This is a genomic window from Mycobacterium sp. IDUB_28 (assembly GCF_055419285.1).
Genome location: NZ_JBVAXK010000001.1, coordinates 560824 through 575259, shown reverse-complemented (window position 1 = coordinate 575259; position 14436 = coordinate 560824). Strand labels below are relative to the sequence as shown.

At 66.5% G+C, this 14436-nt stretch carries 15 protein-coding genes and 1 pseudogene; 9 read left to right on the top strand and 7 right to left on the bottom strand.

What is annotated here, in order from left to right; genetic code table 11:
* The first annotated feature begins 49 nt into the window (after positions 1–49).
* The gene (locus tag ACZYZ9_RS02650) at positions 50–931 is read left to right on the top strand and encodes a universal stress protein (protein ID WP_463824642.1); all 882 of its coding nucleotides are present in this window, start codon (positions 50–52) and stop codon (positions 929–931) included.
* Positions 932–940: 9 nt separating this feature from the next.
* Here the strand turns inward: ACZYZ9_RS02650 and ACZYZ9_RS02645 are convergent, their stop codons facing one another.
* The 3 genes from ACZYZ9_RS02645 to ACZYZ9_RS02635 form a co-directional block, all read right to left on the bottom strand.
* Entirely contained in the window at positions 941–1723 is a 783-nt protein-coding gene (locus tag ACZYZ9_RS02645; RefSeq protein ID WP_463824641.1) for a glutamate racemase, read from the bottom strand.
* A 4-nt stretch (positions 1724–1727) separates the two neighbouring features.
* Positions 1728–3662, bottom strand: a complete 1935-nt coding sequence (locus tag ACZYZ9_RS02640) for a methyltransferase domain-containing protein (protein ID WP_463824640.1) — start codon at positions 3660–3662, stop codon at positions 1728–1730.
* 153 nt (positions 3663–3815) lie between these two features.
* The gene (locus ACZYZ9_RS02635) at positions 3816–4811 is read right to left on the bottom strand and encodes an NAD(P)H-dependent flavin oxidoreductase (RefSeq protein ID WP_463824639.1); all 996 of its coding nucleotides are present in this window, start codon (positions 4809–4811) and stop codon (positions 3816–3818) included.
* Positions 4812–4926: 115 nt separating this feature from the next.
* Between ACZYZ9_RS02635 and ACZYZ9_RS02630 the strand changes: the two genes are divergently transcribed.
* Positions 4927–5292, top strand: coding sequence for a bleomycin resistance protein (locus ACZYZ9_RS02630; protein WP_463824638.1), 366 nt, complete (start codon positions 4927–4929; stop codon positions 5290–5292).
* Here the strand turns inward: ACZYZ9_RS02630 and ACZYZ9_RS02625 are convergent.
* Complete coding sequence (locus ACZYZ9_RS02625; RefSeq protein ID WP_463824637.1) at positions 5289–5681, bottom strand: DoxX family protein; 393 nt, start codon at positions 5679–5681, stop codon at positions 5289–5291. The two genes, ACZYZ9_RS02630 and ACZYZ9_RS02625, sit on opposite strands and share 4 nt — an antisense overlap.
* A 100-nt stretch (positions 5682–5781) precedes the next feature.
* Here ACZYZ9_RS02625 and ACZYZ9_RS02620 point away from each other — a divergent pair, with 100 nt between their 5' ends.
* Positions 5782–6930, top strand: coding sequence for a sulfotransferase family protein (locus ACZYZ9_RS02620; protein ID WP_463824636.1), 1149 nt, complete (start codon positions 5782–5784; stop codon positions 6928–6930).
* Positions 6920–7978, top strand: coding sequence for a hypothetical protein (locus tag ACZYZ9_RS02615; RefSeq protein WP_463824635.1), 1059 nt, complete (start codon positions 6920–6922; stop codon positions 7976–7978). The genes ACZYZ9_RS02620 and ACZYZ9_RS02615 overlap by 11 nt, the downstream gene beginning before the upstream one ends.
* Here the strand turns inward: ACZYZ9_RS02615 and ACZYZ9_RS02610 are convergent.
* Entirely contained in the window at positions 7975–8754 is a 780-nt protein-coding gene (locus ACZYZ9_RS02610) for an SDR family oxidoreductase (protein ID WP_463824634.1), read from the bottom strand. The two genes, ACZYZ9_RS02615 and ACZYZ9_RS02610, sit on opposite strands and share 4 nt — an antisense overlap.
* Positions 8755–8864: 110 nt before the next feature.
* Between ACZYZ9_RS02610 and ACZYZ9_RS02605 the strand changes: the two genes are divergently transcribed.
* The 4 genes from ACZYZ9_RS02605 to ACZYZ9_RS02590 all read left to right on the top strand — a co-directional run bounded on the left by ACZYZ9_RS02605 (position 8865) and on the right by ACZYZ9_RS02590 (position 12086).
* Complete coding sequence (locus ACZYZ9_RS02605; protein ID WP_463824633.1) at positions 8865–9299, top strand: SRPBCC family protein; 435 nt, start codon at positions 8865–8867, stop codon at positions 9297–9299.
* Positions 9300–9301: 2 nt separating this feature from the next.
* A complete protein-coding gene (locus ACZYZ9_RS02600; RefSeq protein WP_463824632.1) occupies positions 9302–10084 on the top strand; it encodes an SDR family NAD(P)-dependent oxidoreductase in 783 nt (260 codons plus the stop codon).
* A gap of 18 nt (positions 10085–10102) precedes the next feature.
* A complete protein-coding gene (locus ACZYZ9_RS02595; protein ID WP_463824631.1) occupies positions 10103–11281 on the top strand; it encodes an acyl-CoA dehydrogenase family protein in 1179 nt (392 codons plus the stop codon).
* Positions 11282–11351: 70 nt separating this feature from the next.
* Complete coding sequence (locus ACZYZ9_RS02590; RefSeq protein ID WP_463824630.1) at positions 11352–12086, top strand: 3'(2'),5'-bisphosphate nucleotidase CysQ; 735 nt, start codon at positions 11352–11354, stop codon at positions 12084–12086.
* 28 nt (positions 12087–12114) lie between these two features.
* Here ACZYZ9_RS02590 and ACZYZ9_RS02585 read toward each other — a convergent pair whose 3' ends face one another.
* The gene (locus ACZYZ9_RS02585; RefSeq protein WP_463824629.1) at positions 12115–13323 is read right to left on the bottom strand and encodes a MalY/PatB family protein; all 1209 of its coding nucleotides are present in this window, start codon (positions 13321–13323) and stop codon (positions 12115–12117) included.
* Between the two features lie 138 nt (positions 13324–13461).
* Here ACZYZ9_RS02585 and ACZYZ9_RS02580 point away from each other — a divergent pair.
* A pseudogene (locus ACZYZ9_RS02580) lies at positions 13462–13572 on the top strand (dihydrodipicolinate reductase); the annotation flags it as partial.
* Here ACZYZ9_RS02580 and ACZYZ9_RS02575 read toward each other — a convergent pair.
* Positions 13573–14418 (bottom strand): SDR family oxidoreductase, encoded by an 846-nt coding sequence (locus tag ACZYZ9_RS02575; RefSeq protein WP_463824628.1) that lies wholly within the window; start codon positions 14416–14418, stop codon positions 13573–13575.
* Positions 14419–14436: the final 18 nt, after the last annotated feature.

The following is a 14436-nucleotide window of genomic DNA, read 5'->3' as shown; positions in this document are numbered from 1 at the left end:
ACCGCTGAGCGGGTATGTCGGTGTTGGAGAAGTGTGAGGAAGGAATGAGATGAACGCATCCGTCGAGCGGCAGGGCTTGGTCGTGGGAGTTGACGGGTCGCCGTCATCGAACGCTGCCGTTGTCTGGGCGGCCCGTGACGCGGCGCTTCGCAATGTCCCGTTGACCCTGGTTCACATGCTCAATGCCTACGTGCCGACGTTTCCGCAGATACCGCTGCCGGGCGGGGCGGCGGTATGGCAGGAAGACGACGGCCGCCGGATACTCGGTCAGGCAGTCGACCTTGCGCACGAGGCCGTGGGCGCGGATCGGACGATTCAGATCGCGAGCAAACTGAAGACCTCGCCGCCGGTCCCGACACTGGTCGAGCTGTCCGAGCGGGCCGAGCGGATCGTCGTCGGCAGCAACGGGCGGGGCGTGGTAGGGCGGGTCCTGCTGGGTTCGGTGAGTTCCGGTGTCATGCACGGCGCCAAGTGTCCTGTCGTCATCGTCCGCGACGAGGAGCCCGCGCCTGCCGCCGATGCTCCGGTGGTGGTCGGAATCGACGGGTCGGAGGTCTCGGAACTGGCCACCGACATCGCGTTCGACGAGGCGTCGCGTCGTGGTGTCGAGTTGGTGGCGGTGCACGCCTGGAGCGACGGCGAGGTTCTCGACCTCGGCGGGTTCGACTGGGCGGAGCTGGAGTCACAAGCGGGACAGATCCTGGGCGAGCGGCTGGCCCGGTGGCAGGAGCGCTATCCCGATGTCACCGTGCGACGCCGGGTGGTCCGGGACCGGGCGGCCCGCGAGCTGATCGATCAGTCCCGCTCGGCGCAACTGGTGGTGGTCGGAAGCCACGGCCGCGGCTGGATCGCCCAGCTCATGCTCGGCTCGGTCAGCCACGCGGTGGTGCATTCGGTGCACACGCCGGTGATCGTGGCGCGGCCCAGGTAATCCGCCGGGTCAGCAGGCCACGGCGGGTGGGTCTCGGTACCCGACGGTGGCAGCAGTCAGGACGGTGCCCCAGGCCCGCGCCGCGCCGCGCCGCATCGCCTCCGGGTCGCCCGAGGTGAGGAAAAGTCGGGTGGCCGGCGCCGCCTGCTGCAACTGCGGATACCGCGCGGCGATCGCGGCGGCCATGTGTTCGGCCGGATCGATCAGCCGGGTCTGCGGTAGCGCGTCCGCGAACCAGCGGGCGGCAGCGGGGTAGTGCGTGCAGGCCAGCACCAAGGCGTCCATTCGACGAAGCGGCGCCAGGATTTTGGCCAAATCCGCCCGAAACCGCGGGGAGCCGGTGTGACCGGCTTCGATGTGCGCGGACAGCGGCTGTGCCACTCGGGACACCACCACCCGCCCGGATCGGGCGAGTCCGCGGCGGTAATGACCGGCGGTGATGGTGCGCCGCCCGCCCACCACCCCGACGCGGTCCAGCTCGTTGGGAACCGAGGCCAACCCATGAGTGATGATTCCCCGCACCGGAACCGTGGCGGCGCCCAGTCGGTGCGTCACCGTGCTGGCAGCGTTGCAGGCCAGCGCCACCTCGGTCACGCCTCGCTCGGCCAGTGCGCTGACCACTGTCAACAGCCGATCGGTCAACTCATCGGCGGTCATCCGGCCATACGGCAGCACACCGGCATCCGACCAGTACAGCACCGGCAGGCCGGGCACCGACCGGTCCAGGGCTTTGAGCAGGCCGACACCGCCGATACCCCAATCGACGATGCCCAGGCAGGAATTCGGGCTCATGGCGTCACGGGTAAGACAAGGGCGCGGTCTGCCCCTTCGTCAACGGTCCGGAGTCGAAGGCCAGCACCCGCGCGGACATGGTGGCTGTCAATGTGTGCAGTCGGCTGTCGGGGAAACGGCTGCCGAAATACCACCGGTACTCGTGCTCGGCACGAATTGGGTTGTGTTGCAGCATGTTCTGCCAATCCGGGTGGGTGGTCAGGGAGGCCAGATCGGTGACGAACTGAGGCCGGGTGCGTCGGGTGCGCACGTGTGCGGCGGCCGAGCGGGCCAGCACCGGTAGATCGCGCATCCGGGCCGGTTTTTCGACCATATCGACCACCCACAATCGACCACCGGGAGCCAGCACCCGGCGGATCTCGGCCATCACCGGATCCCAATCCAGGTAGCGGAACGAGAGGAACGAGACCACCACGTCCACGTGATCGTCAGGCACGTCCAGCACGGGTCCGTCGACCTTGCCGAAGCGCAGCCTGCCGCGGCCGTGGCTGCGCTCGCGTGCCCGGGCGAGCATGCCAGCCGAACTGTCCACGCCGACGGCGAAGTCGATGTGGCCGTTGTCATCCAGGGCGCGCAGCAGAGCGCCGTTGCCGCAACCGATCTCGAGCACCCGAACGCGGCGGCCGAGGTCGTCGTGGACCGCGGCAATCCGATTGGCCACCCACTTCCACTCCGCGTCGCGGACCCGGATGTCGGCGTAGGCGCGGTCGTAGAGTTCAGCCACCCGGTCGTACGAACGCTCGGGATGGGTTGCGGCGGGCCGACTTTCCATCATCGGTTCGGCGGCGCAACCCAGATACTTGCGCATACTTCCGGACCACCCGTGCGACTTCTTGCCCGGAGCCGCGATCAGGTAAAGATTCGGGCGAGCCGCCGGTTGACGGCCCGCCCACGCAAACCGGTCCCTGCGAGCGGACACGGTGGTGTAGTTGTGGTTGCCGAACGCGGACACCCCGAACACGTCGGCGAAGAACGGGGCGAACCAGCGCGCGGTTCGGCAGGCGTGGAAGTAAGCCCGTCCGTCGGGGGTGAACGGAATGGTGATGGCCCGCCATTCGTGCGGTGAGAACTGCTCAGGCCACTCCGTGGAACCGAACATGGGGCCGTACATGCCCGCATGGCCGATCAGGTGCAGTTGACTGAGCACCCGACCGCACAGCGCCAGCCAGGCGAGTTCGGTTTCAAACTCAGTCTTGTGGCGCAGACCGGAGACGATCACTTCGGCCTCGGGGTGTGCGGCGGACAATTCGCGTCCCATGGTGGCGGCCGCCACGGCGAACTCCGCCGAACCGCCGCGGTAGTGGGTGGTGTATCCCACCCAGATGACCGGCTTGGTCTGAGTTTTCGGCGCGATGGCGGCGAACGGGATGCGGGGATGGTCGCCTGCTGGGATCCAGGCGCCGTAGTCGCCGACGAGTTCGAGCGCCTCGCGGTACTCCATGTCGAACACTCGCATGCCGGCCGGTGGCGGGCTGTACAGGTGCAGCGTGATGCCGTCGGTCTCGGCCGCCATGTCGTGGATGACGTCGGGCGAAATCGTGATCGCCGCCGCCGGCTGCCGCGTGGTCTCCTCGGTAGCCGCGAGTTGTGTTCCCGCCCAGTCGAATCGGCGTTCGTGGAACCGCCCGGTGACGGGGATGACGATGCCGCTGGAGCCGCCGTGGTCATGGGGGGCGCACCGGTGGCCCGGTCGCCAGCGGGCGAGCATGATCTCCACCCGGTCGTCGACGCGCAAAATCGACCGCGAGTAGGGTTCGCCGTCGTTGGGGTCCTGCGCCAGTGCAGACAACAACGGTCTGGCTGCCGCGGTGGCGGCCAGCAGTTCAGGTCCGGGGACCTCGCCGCTGATCGCGGCCGCGGTGAGCGCGTCGAGCAGCGGTGCCAATTCGGCGAGTCGCTCGCGCAGGTCAGGAGGCAGCGGGTGCGCGATATCGGTCATTTCAGGTTCCCTTTTCGACGAAGCCGCCCGAAGTGGCCGTCGTAATGGCGTGGGTAGATGAGTCGTTGCGATGTTGTTATCGACGCAACGTTCTCGCCGGGACCTAAAAGGATTCTTGAAAGATTCTTGGAGCGCCTGGCCGGCGCCGAGATGTCAGGCCGAAGCCGGGGCTGCTGCCGAGGTCATGCCGGCCAACCGGCCCGAAATCAGTTCCTCTGCTTCGCTGACGATACGCGTCACCAGTTCGCCGACGGTGGGGATGTCGTTGATCAGACCCATGGCTGTACTGACGCTCCAGATGCCGGCGTCGACATCACCGTCGTCGAATACCTTGCGGCCCCGGGTGCCGGCCACCAGGTCCTTGATGTCCTCGAACTGGCCGCCGTCCTTCAGGATTTCGACGACTTCGCGGGACACCACGTTGGAAGCCACCCGTGCGGTGTTGCGCAGGCTGCGGAAGATCAACTCGGTGCCGCGCTCGTCGCCGGCCACGATGGCCTCCTTGACGTTCTGGTGGATACACGATTCGGCGGTGCACATGAAGCGCGAACCCATATTGATGCCGTCGGCACCCAGCGCCAAGGCGGCGACCAGGCCGCGGGCATCGGCAAAACCGCCGGAGGCGATCATCGGGATCTCGATTTTGTCAGCCGCCGCTGGGATCAGCACCAGGCCAGGGATGTCATCCTCGCCGGGGTGGCCGGCGCACTCGAAACCGTCGATGCTGATGCCGTCGACGCCCAGGCTCTGCGCTTTGACCGCATGGCGCACCGAAGTGCACTTGTGCAGCACCTTGATTCCGTTGTCGTGGAACATCGGCAGATGCGGTGCCGGGTTGGAGCCGGCAGTCTCGACGATCTTGATGCCCGCCTCGACGATCACCTGGCGGTATTCGTCGTACGGCGGCGGGTTGATCGCCGGCAGGATCGTCAGGTTCACCCCGAACGGCTTGTCGGTCAGGTCGCGGGTCTTGGCGATCTCATTGGCCAGATCTCCCGGTGTCGGCTGGGTGAGCGCCGTGATGAAACCCAATGCGCCCGCATTGGCAACGGCGGCAACCAATTCCGCGCGCCCGACCCACTGCATGCCGCCCTGGGCGATGGGGTGCTCGACGCCGAACGCCTCGGTGAACTTCGTAGTCAGTGCCACTCTGCTGTCTCCTGTTGTGTGCTGCTCCCGCAAGTTACGGTAAGCGGCGCCGATGCGTTCGGTGACAGCGGGCTACCGAATCCGGTGGCTCCGAGCCAGGTGACAGACTGCCGAGGTGCCTGACGTCGAATTCACCTCAGTGGCGCCGATCGTGCCCGTGCGCGACCTCGCGGCCGCCTTGGACCGCTACCGCCGGCTCGGTTTCGACACCCGCGCCTACGACGGCCCCGACCGCTACGGCTTCGTCGACCGTGGATCGGTGTCCCTGCACCTGACCGAGTGGGCCGAACACGATCCGCAGACCACCGCCGCCGGTGTCTACCTGTACGTCAGTGACGCCGATGCCTTACACGCGCAGTGGAAAGCGTTGGACGGTCTCGGCGGCCGGCTGCACCCGGTGCGCGAAACTCCGTACGGATTACGAGAGTTCGCCTATGTGGACCCGGACGGCACCCTGCACCGCGTCGGGTCGCGAACTTAACTGTTGCGGTAAACCTTGAGCGCGGTGGTGATCATCGGAATCTGCAGCGGCAGACGGGCAATGGCGAGGGCTCGCATGTACCACGGCTTGTCCCACCACAGCCGGACCATGTTGACATTGCCGGGAAAGACCCCGAGAAACAGCGCGACGGCCGCCAGCGCCCCGAGTTTCCGGGTTTGCGGCGCAAGCAGTAAGGCCCCGATGCCGACCTCCGCGACGCCGGAAGCGTGAGTGTAGAACCGCGCGGTTCCGGGCAGTTCGACCGGGATGATCTCGTCGAACGGTTTGGGTGCGGCGAAGTGCAGGATCCCCATGCCGACCAAACCCGCACCCATCCGGGATGCGGTTTTCTGGGCTGAGTCACGCTGAGCTATTGCAGTGGAGGTCATGCACCCAGTGTGACCGACCGACTAGCCATACAAACTTGGCATGGCTGTATTCCCTAATCGGTATTACCGACCGCACCGCTCTGGCTCTATCGTCGGCCGTGTGCCCTCCATCGATCAGGTGCTCGGCGAGGCCCGCGCGCAGACCGGCCTGAAAGACTTCGGTGCAGAATCATTCCGCGACGGTCTGGCTATCCTGCTGTCCGCACTCGACCGCGAAGCTCGGCTGAACGACCGGGGACAGGCGTTTTTGCGGCAGCGCATCGTCGGTTATCTCGCACAGCGTCTGCAGGTCGAGGACTGGTATCGGCGGCACCCCGAAATCGACGACGTGCCGCTGGTGCAGCCAGTGATCGGACTGGGGCTGCCGCGTACCGGCTCGACGGTGTTGTCGATGTTGCTGGCCCAGGATCCCGAGGTGCGCTATCTGCGCCGGTGGGAGTCGTCGCAGCCGTGCCCGCCGCCCGCGACGGTGCGGGGACCCGACCCACGCATCCCGCCCGACAAGGGCGAAATGGTCGGCACCCGTTACCACGTGCCGGCCGCAGTCCACGGTCCGATGGAATGCCACGAGCTGATGGCGTTGAATTTCACGTCGCACATCTTTCAGTCGTTCGCCGAAATACCCTCCTATTCATCGTGGTTGGTCGACTCGGCGGATCTGACGTCCACGTACCGCTATCAGCGTCGGGTGATGAAACTGTTGCAATTCGGGGAGCCGCACCGGCCTTGGCGGTTGAAGTGTCCGTCGCACGTGCTGTGGCTCGACGCCTTAAATGCGGTTTTTCCCGACGCACGGTTTGTGATGACACACCGCGACCCCACCGACGTCATCTTGTCGGTTGCCGACCTCTACGCCGACATCATCGGGTCGTTCAGCGACGACGTCGACCTCAAGTACATCGGCCGGCTCAACGTCGAACACTGGTCGCGCGGCATGCAACGGGTCCTGGAATTCCGCGCGGACGATGCCGACGAGCGCTTCTACGACATCGATTTCGTTGCCATGCAACATGATCCGATCGGTGTGGTCACCGAGTTGTACGGTTGGCTGGGGTTGCCGGTGGGGGAGGAGTTCGAAGCGCGCATGCACAGTTGGTGGGCGGCAGCGGCCGCCGAACGCGAACCGCCGTCGCACGCAGACCCGGCGGCGTTCGGCATCGACTTCGACGAGCTGCGAGCACTTTTCGCCGGATACGTCGGCGCCGCGCGGAACTGGACCGCCAATGTCAAGGATTCACATGTCCATTGACCTGACCGGCGGTATCGACCCGGCCCGCGAACTCGTCTTCGCGCAACGCCCCGACGACCCGGAGATGCGTGACTCGGTCAGCTTGTGGGTGGTCGACGACCGCGGCGAACTGGGCTTGCCGCGTATCGGTATCGAAGCGGTCGCCGCCAACTGGGACGCCCATGACATTCAGGTCAATGTCGCGTTCCCCGACGGGCGCGTGTACCGGCTGCGGACCAATGGCACGTCGCTACCGGCGCTGGACAATGCCGGCCGACCCACGGTGCTCGGCGCCGGCGGCTTGGTGTTTCAGTGCATCGAACCGTTCAAGACCTGGACGATGAGCTACGACGGGCCCGCGGTGCAGACTTCGTCCGCCGATCTGGTCCGAGGCCGCAAAGACGGCCCGACGGTCGCTATCAGCTTTCACGTCGAGGCCACCATGGCCGTTCCGCCTTGGGTGCAGGGTGCGCTGCGGACCGACGCCGCGCTGCAGCTGCAGGACTCGATCGGCAACATGATGGGTGGCCCCCGCTACGAACAACTGTTCACCGCTGTCGGGCGGGTATCGGTCGCTGCAACCGAAAAACGTTTCACCGGAAGCGGATTGCGGATCCGCAGACAAGGGGTGCGCAAGCTCGCCGGATTCTGGGGGCACTGCTGGCAGTCCGCGGTCTTCCCCAGCGGCAAGGCATTCGGTTACATCGCCTACCCGCCGCGGCCGGACGGCCAGCCGAGCTACAACGAGGGATTTGTGTTCAGCGGCTCCGGCACGCTGATACCGGCACGCGCGGTGCAAGCACCCTGGCTGACCCGACTCGAACCGGGGCCCGACGACGTGTCACTGGTGCTGGAGACAGCCGAAGGAACCGTCGCAATCGACGGGCAAACGGTGTTCACCACCCACGACATCCACCACAACGACGATATGTATTCGATGCAGGCGCTCAAGCAGGAGACGTCCAGCTTTCCCGCGGTGCAGCAGGCGGGGGTGCGCTATCGCTGGGACGGCGAGGAAACCTTCGGCATGCTGGAACGGTCCAACCCGCTCGACAAGCTCACGCGTTAAACGCCGGTGGCGCGGCGGTTGATCTCGCGCAGCATCCAGGTCGGCGCGGCGTTGGCGATAGTCATCAGTGCCTTGGCCTGCCTGCCGACCGCATAGTGCGGCCCATGCGGCAGCCGGGGCCGGCCCTGCGCGATCTTCAAAATCGTGTCGGCGACGTCGTCAACGGTGAGCGAAATTCCCATCGTGCGCGTGCTGCCGGTGTCCACACCGTCCACCATTCCGGTGTCGACGAACAGCGGCCACACCGCACACACCCGGATGTCGTCGGCGGCCCATTCCAAATCGAGCGCTTCGGTGAGTCCGCGGATCGCGAACTTGGAGGCCGAGTACGTCGCGAGTTCGGCCTGACCGTACATGGCGGACGCAGACGACACGTTGATGACCTGAGCGTTGGGCGTCGCGCGCAGATATGGATATGCCGAATGGCAGCCGTTCAGCGTTCCACCCACATTGACGTCGATGATGCTGCGCTGATCCGGCAGTGATATGTCCACAAAGCGGCCGGCCTTGAGGATGCCGGCATTGTTGATCAGCACATCCAACGTGCCGCCGGTGTGTTCGGCCAGTTCGCGGAGCCGGGTGGCCCAGGCGTCCGGGTCCTGCACCTCGAGGGAGTCCACCACCGCCTCGGGCCGCAGCTGTTCCCGCAGCTCGTCGAGCGCCTTGCGGTTACGGCCGTACGCGGCAACCCGGTAACCCGCCTCGTCGAACTTGAGCGCCGTGGCGCGGCCGATGCCTGCGGTCGCGCCGGTGATGGCGACGGTTTTGCTGCTCACGGTTCATGTCGTTCCCCCCTGGCGCAGGGTGTAACCGGAATCGGCAAGGGTAAATGCCGTTGCACCAGCGGGCAATAGCCGGGCAGCGCCGGCGTTTAGCATGAGTGGCCATGGTCGAAATTCGCGTGGAACGCCGAATCGCCGCACCCGTGGAACAGGTCTTCGACTGGCTGGCCGACCCGGCGGCCCTGGTCGCGGCTCCGCTGGTGATCACGTCGGGGTGGGCGAAGAACTCACCGGCCGAGGGTGCGGGCGCGGTCCGGGAAGTGTGGGGGGCCGGTATGTGGTTCCGCGAAGAGATCACCGCCTACGACCGGCCGCACAGCTACACCTACCTGATCGTGCGCTCGGTCCCCGGATTCGATCACGAGGGCGGCACCTTGACCTTCACCCCCTCCGGCGATGGCACCCAGGTGGACTGGCTGACCAACTACACCCACCCGGTGTATGCCGGCGGCAAGCTGATGGAGAAGGTCAGTCGCCCGCTGCTGCGGCTGAGCTTTCAGGCGATTCTGAATCGCTGCGCCAACGACCTGGAGAGCTGACGATGCCGGATCGAGCACGCTCGCGCACATTCGTCGTGACGGGGGCCGCATCGGGCATCGGGTTGGCCACCGCGCGGCGACTGCTCGACGAAGGGGGCACTGTCGTCGGCGCCGACCTGGCGGCACCGCCGGATCTGGGACCGCGGTTCTGCTTCGTCGCCGCCGACGTGAGTGACGAGGCCGCGGTCGCCGCGGTATTCGCCGCCGTGCCCGACCGCCTCGACGGTGTGGTCCATTCCGCCGGTGTCGCGGGTGGCGGCCCCGTTCACCTGCTTCCCCGATCCGAGTGGGACCGGGTCATCGCGGTCAACCTCACCGGCACATTTCTGGTGGCCAAAGCGGCATTGGCCAGGATGATCGAACAACCCCGGGTCGACGGCGAGCGCGGTTCGATCGTGACGCTGGCCAGTGTCGAGGGTCTGGAGGGCACCGCGGGCGGCAGTTCCTACAACGCCGCCAAAGCCGGCGTGGTGCTGCTCACCAAGAACATCGCGGTCGACTACGGGCCCAGTGGGATCCGGGCCAACGCGATCTGCCCGGGCTTCATCGAAACCCCGCTAGCTGAAAGCGTTTTCGGTATGCCGGGGATGGAGGGCCCGCGCGCTTCGATCACCCGTGAGCACGCTCTGCAGCGGCTGGGCCGGCCCGAGGAGGTCGCGGCAATGGCGGCTTTCCTGGTGTCGCCGGACGCGTCGTTCGTGACGGGTCAGGCCATTGCGGTCGACGGCGGCTACACGGCCGGCCGCGACCACGAGGTGGTGCAGATGTTCGGGTTCCCCGAGTAATGCTGATAGGACAGACGAATGACCGCGATCAAGAGTGAATCGGTGCTGGCGCAGGCGCAGCGGATGCGCGAGTTGGTACAAGCCGAAGCTGCGGCGTCCGAACGGAACCGCACCCTGACCGACGCGATCGTCGACGAGCTGTGGGCCAGCGGGCTGATGACGGCGTTGAGTCCGCCCGAGGCCGGTGGCAGCGAGCCGTCACTAGCCGAGATGATCGAAACGTGGATCGAAATGGCCTGGCAGGATGGGTCTTTCGGTTGGATCGGGATCGCCAATCTGCCGTCGCGGTTCGCTGCGGCCACCTATCTTCCCGACGACGGCTTCGCCGAAGTGTTCACCGCCCACGACAACCACGTCACGATGGGCGGCCAGTTCTTCCCCAACGGACAGGGCATCGTCGTCGACGGCGGGTACCGGGTGAGCGGGGCCTGGAGCTTCGGTTCGGGCACCGGCCATGCACAGTACGTGGCGGCGGGGTTCTTCCCGATGGACAACGGCGAGATGCGCTGGATCGGCGACGGCATCCCTGACATGCAGGTGGCTGTCATGCCGCGCGCGGAGATCCGGTTCAACGACGGCTGGCACGTGCAGGGGCTTAAGGGCACCGGGTCCTATGACTACAGCGTCGAGGACGTGTTCGTGCCGGCCGGACGCACGTTCGCGCTGTTCGAGCGGGTGCCGCAGCGCGGAACCTCGCCGGCTGCCCGGATGGGGCTGATGCCGGTGACCGCCGCCGGACACGCCTCCTGGGCACTCGGGGTTGCCAAGAGCATGCTCGACGACGTCACCGATCTGGCTGCGACGAAATTCCGGATGAGCGACATGGCGTCATTGGCCAGCCGACCCACCTTTCAGAAGGGGTTGGCACACCACGTCTCGGCCTGGCGTGCGGCGCGTCTGCTGGTTCTCGACTCTTTCACCGCCGCCGAATCCGCGGTTGCCGCCGGTGCCGACCTCAGTCCGAGCCTGCGCGCGGATATGCGCGCGGCAGCGGTGTACGCCACCGACACGGCCCGCGAGTGCGCCGAATGGGCTCACCTGGTCGCGGGCACCAGTTCGATCCGCGAAGGCAGCCGCCTGGAACGTGCTTTCCGCGATATCTACACCGGCACCCAGCACGCGTTCATCAGCGAAAAGGTGGCGATCGACGCGGCGCAGATCTGGCTGGGCGTCATCGAAGACCAGTTCGGGCTCTGAGAGCGCTCACGCGTAGACAGGTAAAGACGGTTAACATTGCCAACATTTCCCTGTTGAGAAAGCTGGTGGCATGAACGATCATGACCTGGCCGCGCAGTTGGCCACCGACGCAGGCCAATTGCTGCTCGGCGTGCGTGCGGAGTTCGCCGACGCGGAGGCCGGTGAACGGAAGGCCGCGGGGGACAAGCGATCTCACGATTTTCTCATGACGGCACTGAGCCGTGAGCGCGGCGACGACGCAGTGCTCTCCGAGGAGGGCGCCGACGACCCGGTCCGGTTGCGGTCGCAGCGGGTGTGGATTGTCGACCCGTTGGACGGCACCCGCGAATTCTCCGAACTCGGGCGCACCGACTGGGCGGTCCACGTCGCCCTTTGGGAGGCCGGTGAGCTGGTGGCCGGCGCCGTCGCGCTGCCGGCGCAGGGCGTTACCCTGGCAACGCCCGAGGTCGTGCCACCGCCCGCCACCCCCGACAAGCCCCGCATCGTGGTGTCGCGCACCCGTCCGCCTGCCATCGCGCTGGCCGTGCGGGATGCGCTGGACGGCACCCTGGTCGAAATGGGTTCTGCCGGAGCAAAAGTAGCGTCGATCGTGCAAGGTTTGTCCGATGTGTACGTGCACGCCGGGGGCCAGTTCGAATGGGACTCCGCAGCGCCGGTGGCCGTCGCCAGGGCAGCAGGTCTGCACACCTCGCGTATCGACGGGTCGGCGCTGGCTTACAACCAGTCCGATCCGAGACTGCCGGACCTGGTGGTGTGCCGTCCCGAGTTCGCCGCGGCGGTGCTCGCCGTCACCCGGAACTCGTGATCGACGAACGACTCGCACCGGCTGCAATTCAGCGGCGCTCGCGCACCGCTCGTCCCATCCGCGAAACCGCTTCGGTCAGAATAGCTTTCGAGGTAGCGAAGTTGAGTCGGACGTGACCGGATCCACCGGTGCCGAACACGTGTCCGGAACTGAGCGCGACGCGGGCCCGGTCCCGAAACCAGCGTGCCGGCCCGGACAGGTCGGCCACCACTTTGACCCCCGCGCTGTGCGCGTCTTCGATGCCGAGTTCGCGACAGTCCAACCAGGCCAGATACGTGCCGTCCGGGCGCAGCAGCCGCACTGCGGGCAGGTGTTCGGCGACCAGATCGCCGAGCAGCGAACGGTTTTCGTCTAACCCGGTCAGGAGTGCGTCGAGCCAGTCGCCGCCGGTGCTGAAGGCCGCGGTATGCGCGATGAGCCCCAGGTGACTGGCGCCGTGGCCCACCTCCTCGGGCATCCGGCGCAGGTCGGCGGCCGATTCCGGCCCGGCGATGGCCAGTCCCGCTTTGATGCCGGCCAGATTCCAGGCTTTGGACGCAGACGTCAGCGCCAGAGCGTTGTCCGCTCCGGGCACACTCAGATAGGGGGTGAAGCGCGCCCCGGCCAAGACCAACGGAGCGTGAATCTCGTCGGACACCACGCGGATATCGAACTGGCGGGCAAGTTCGGCGACACCGCTCAGCTCGGCGACGGTGTGTACCGCACCCGTCGGGTTGTGCGGGTTGCACAACAGAAAAGCGACTTTCCCCCTCGCCCCTGCCGACTTACGCGCCTGCGCAAAAGTATCCGCCAGCACATCCGGGTCGATTCGGCCCTGCGGGCCCAGGGGCGCTTCGACCACGCGCCGGCCATCGTGCGAGATGAACGCGTAGAACGGGGCGTACACCGGGGAATTCACTATGACGGTGTCACCCCGGTCGGTGACCAGTCGCAGCATCTCAACGGCGCCGAGCATGACGTCGGGGACGACGCGGGTTCGGCCCACCGACAGCCCGGCCCACTGCCAGCGCTGCGCGGCGAACTCGCTCACCGCCTCGGCGTACGCCTTGCCGTGCGGGTATCCGGTGTCGCCGGCGTCGACCGCCCGCCGGATAGCCTCGGCCACCGACGGCGCCAGCCGGACGTCCATCTCCGCGACCCACAACGGCAACACATCGGCCGGGTGGGCGCGCCATTTCATGCTGGTGCGGTGGCGCAACTGCTCGAGAGTCAATTCCTCCAGCGGGTTGGCCGTCACTCGCGGCAGTTTAGTTGAACGCTTGCCCGCCCCCTCGGCTCGCGGGAGCCAGGCAATGCTGAACAAATGTCAGGTTGACGGCACGGAACAGCGGCTGCAGTTTCTCACCAGGAAAGGATCGACGTGGTGTCCACGACGTCGACGGCGATGCGCGTCGTCAACGCCGTGCCCTACGTGGTCGCCGCTGAAGCGGGCCTGCTCAGCTCGCTGGACGTGCCGATGACCCTGCCGCGGAACGCATTCGACTGATCAGGCCAGTTGAACGCGGCCGGTGATCAGGTCCATGATCGCCTTGCCGGGCGCGAACGATCCGGTGATCGACGACATGGCGTGGCCCTGGTCGACGTTGAGCGTGATGCCGTTGATAGAACCCGACGCGGCGCTGTTGAGCATGATCATCGCTTTGCCGATGTCCTCGGGTGTCAGCGTCGCGCTGCCGGTGTCGTCGCGGTAGTCCTGCGCGAAAGTCAGCCACAGGTCGGCATTCGCGCGGGCCAGCGGGGTGTCGGTGGGACCGGGGCAGACAGCGTTGATCCGCACACCCTTCTTCTGGAAGTGGTAGCCCTGCCATGCGACATAGCCGTTGATCGCCTTTTTGCTGAAGCCGTAGTGGATGATGCCCTGCGGTTCGCGCTCCTGACACCAGTCGTGCGCCGACTTGTAGTCGGGCGTGGCCAGGAAGTCCTGCACCAGCTCCAGGTCGTTCTCCCAGCCCATCCCGGCGACCGACGAGATGAAGCAGATGGCCGAGCCCCGGGGAAGCAGATCCTTGGCGAACAACCGCTCGATGAGGTGGCGGTGCCCGATGAAGTTCACCTGCATCAGCTTCGGTCCGTCGGCGACGCCCGCGGCAGAAAACAGAGAGTGGACGGGCCCGTCGAGTTCGTCGACCGCCCGGTCGATCGAGTCCTGGTCGCTGAGGTCCAGCGAGATCACTTTGTCGGCGTCGTAGTCAACGGACGCGAAGTCCATCACCGTGACATGCGCGCCGAGGTCCTTGGCGATCTGTGCGGCGGCTGCGCCCATGCCGGTCGCTCCACCGACCACCAATACCCTTTTGCCCTTGTAGCCTAGTAAGTCTGACGCCGTCGTCATCTTTCCTCTTTTCCCAGG

What these genes read in the sequence shown, in the direction of transcription:
- ACZYZ9_RS02650 (WP_463824642.1), top strand. Translation starts at nt 50, where the DNA reads ATGAACGCATCCGTCGAGCGGCAGGGCTTGGTCGTGGGAGTTGACGGG.
- ACZYZ9_RS02645 (WP_463824641.1), bottom strand. Translation starts at nt 1,723, where the DNA reads ATGAGCCCGAATTCCTGCCTGGGCATCGTCGATTGGGGTATCGGCGGT.
- ACZYZ9_RS02640 (WP_463824640.1), bottom strand. Translation starts at nt 3,662, where the DNA reads ATGACCGATATCGCGCACCCGCTGCCTCCTGACCTGCGCGAGCGACTC.
- ACZYZ9_RS02625 (WP_463824637.1), bottom strand. Translation starts at nt 5,681, where the DNA reads ATGACCTCCACTGCAATAGCTCAGCGTGACTCAGCCCAGAAAACCGCA.
- ACZYZ9_RS02615 (WP_463824635.1), top strand. Translation starts at nt 6,920, where the DNA reads ATGTCCATTGACCTGACCGGCGGTATCGACCCGGCCCGCGAACTCGTC.
- ACZYZ9_RS02605 (WP_463824633.1), top strand. Translation starts at nt 8,865, where the DNA reads ATGGTCGAAATTCGCGTGGAACGCCGAATCGCCGCACCCGTGGAACAG.
- ACZYZ9_RS02600 (WP_463824632.1), top strand. Translation starts at nt 9,302, where the DNA reads ATGCCGGATCGAGCACGCTCGCGCACATTCGTCGTGACGGGGGCCGCA.
- ACZYZ9_RS02595 (WP_463824631.1), top strand. Translation starts at nt 10,103, where the DNA reads ATGACCGCGATCAAGAGTGAATCGGTGCTGGCGCAGGCGCAGCGGATG.
- ACZYZ9_RS02590 (WP_463824630.1), top strand. Translation starts at nt 11,352, where the DNA reads ATGAACGATCATGACCTGGCCGCGCAGTTGGCCACCGACGCAGGCCAA.
- ACZYZ9_RS02575 (WP_463824628.1), bottom strand. Translation starts at nt 14,418, where the DNA reads ATGACGACGGCGTCAGACTTACTAGGCTACAAGGGCAAAAGGGTATTG.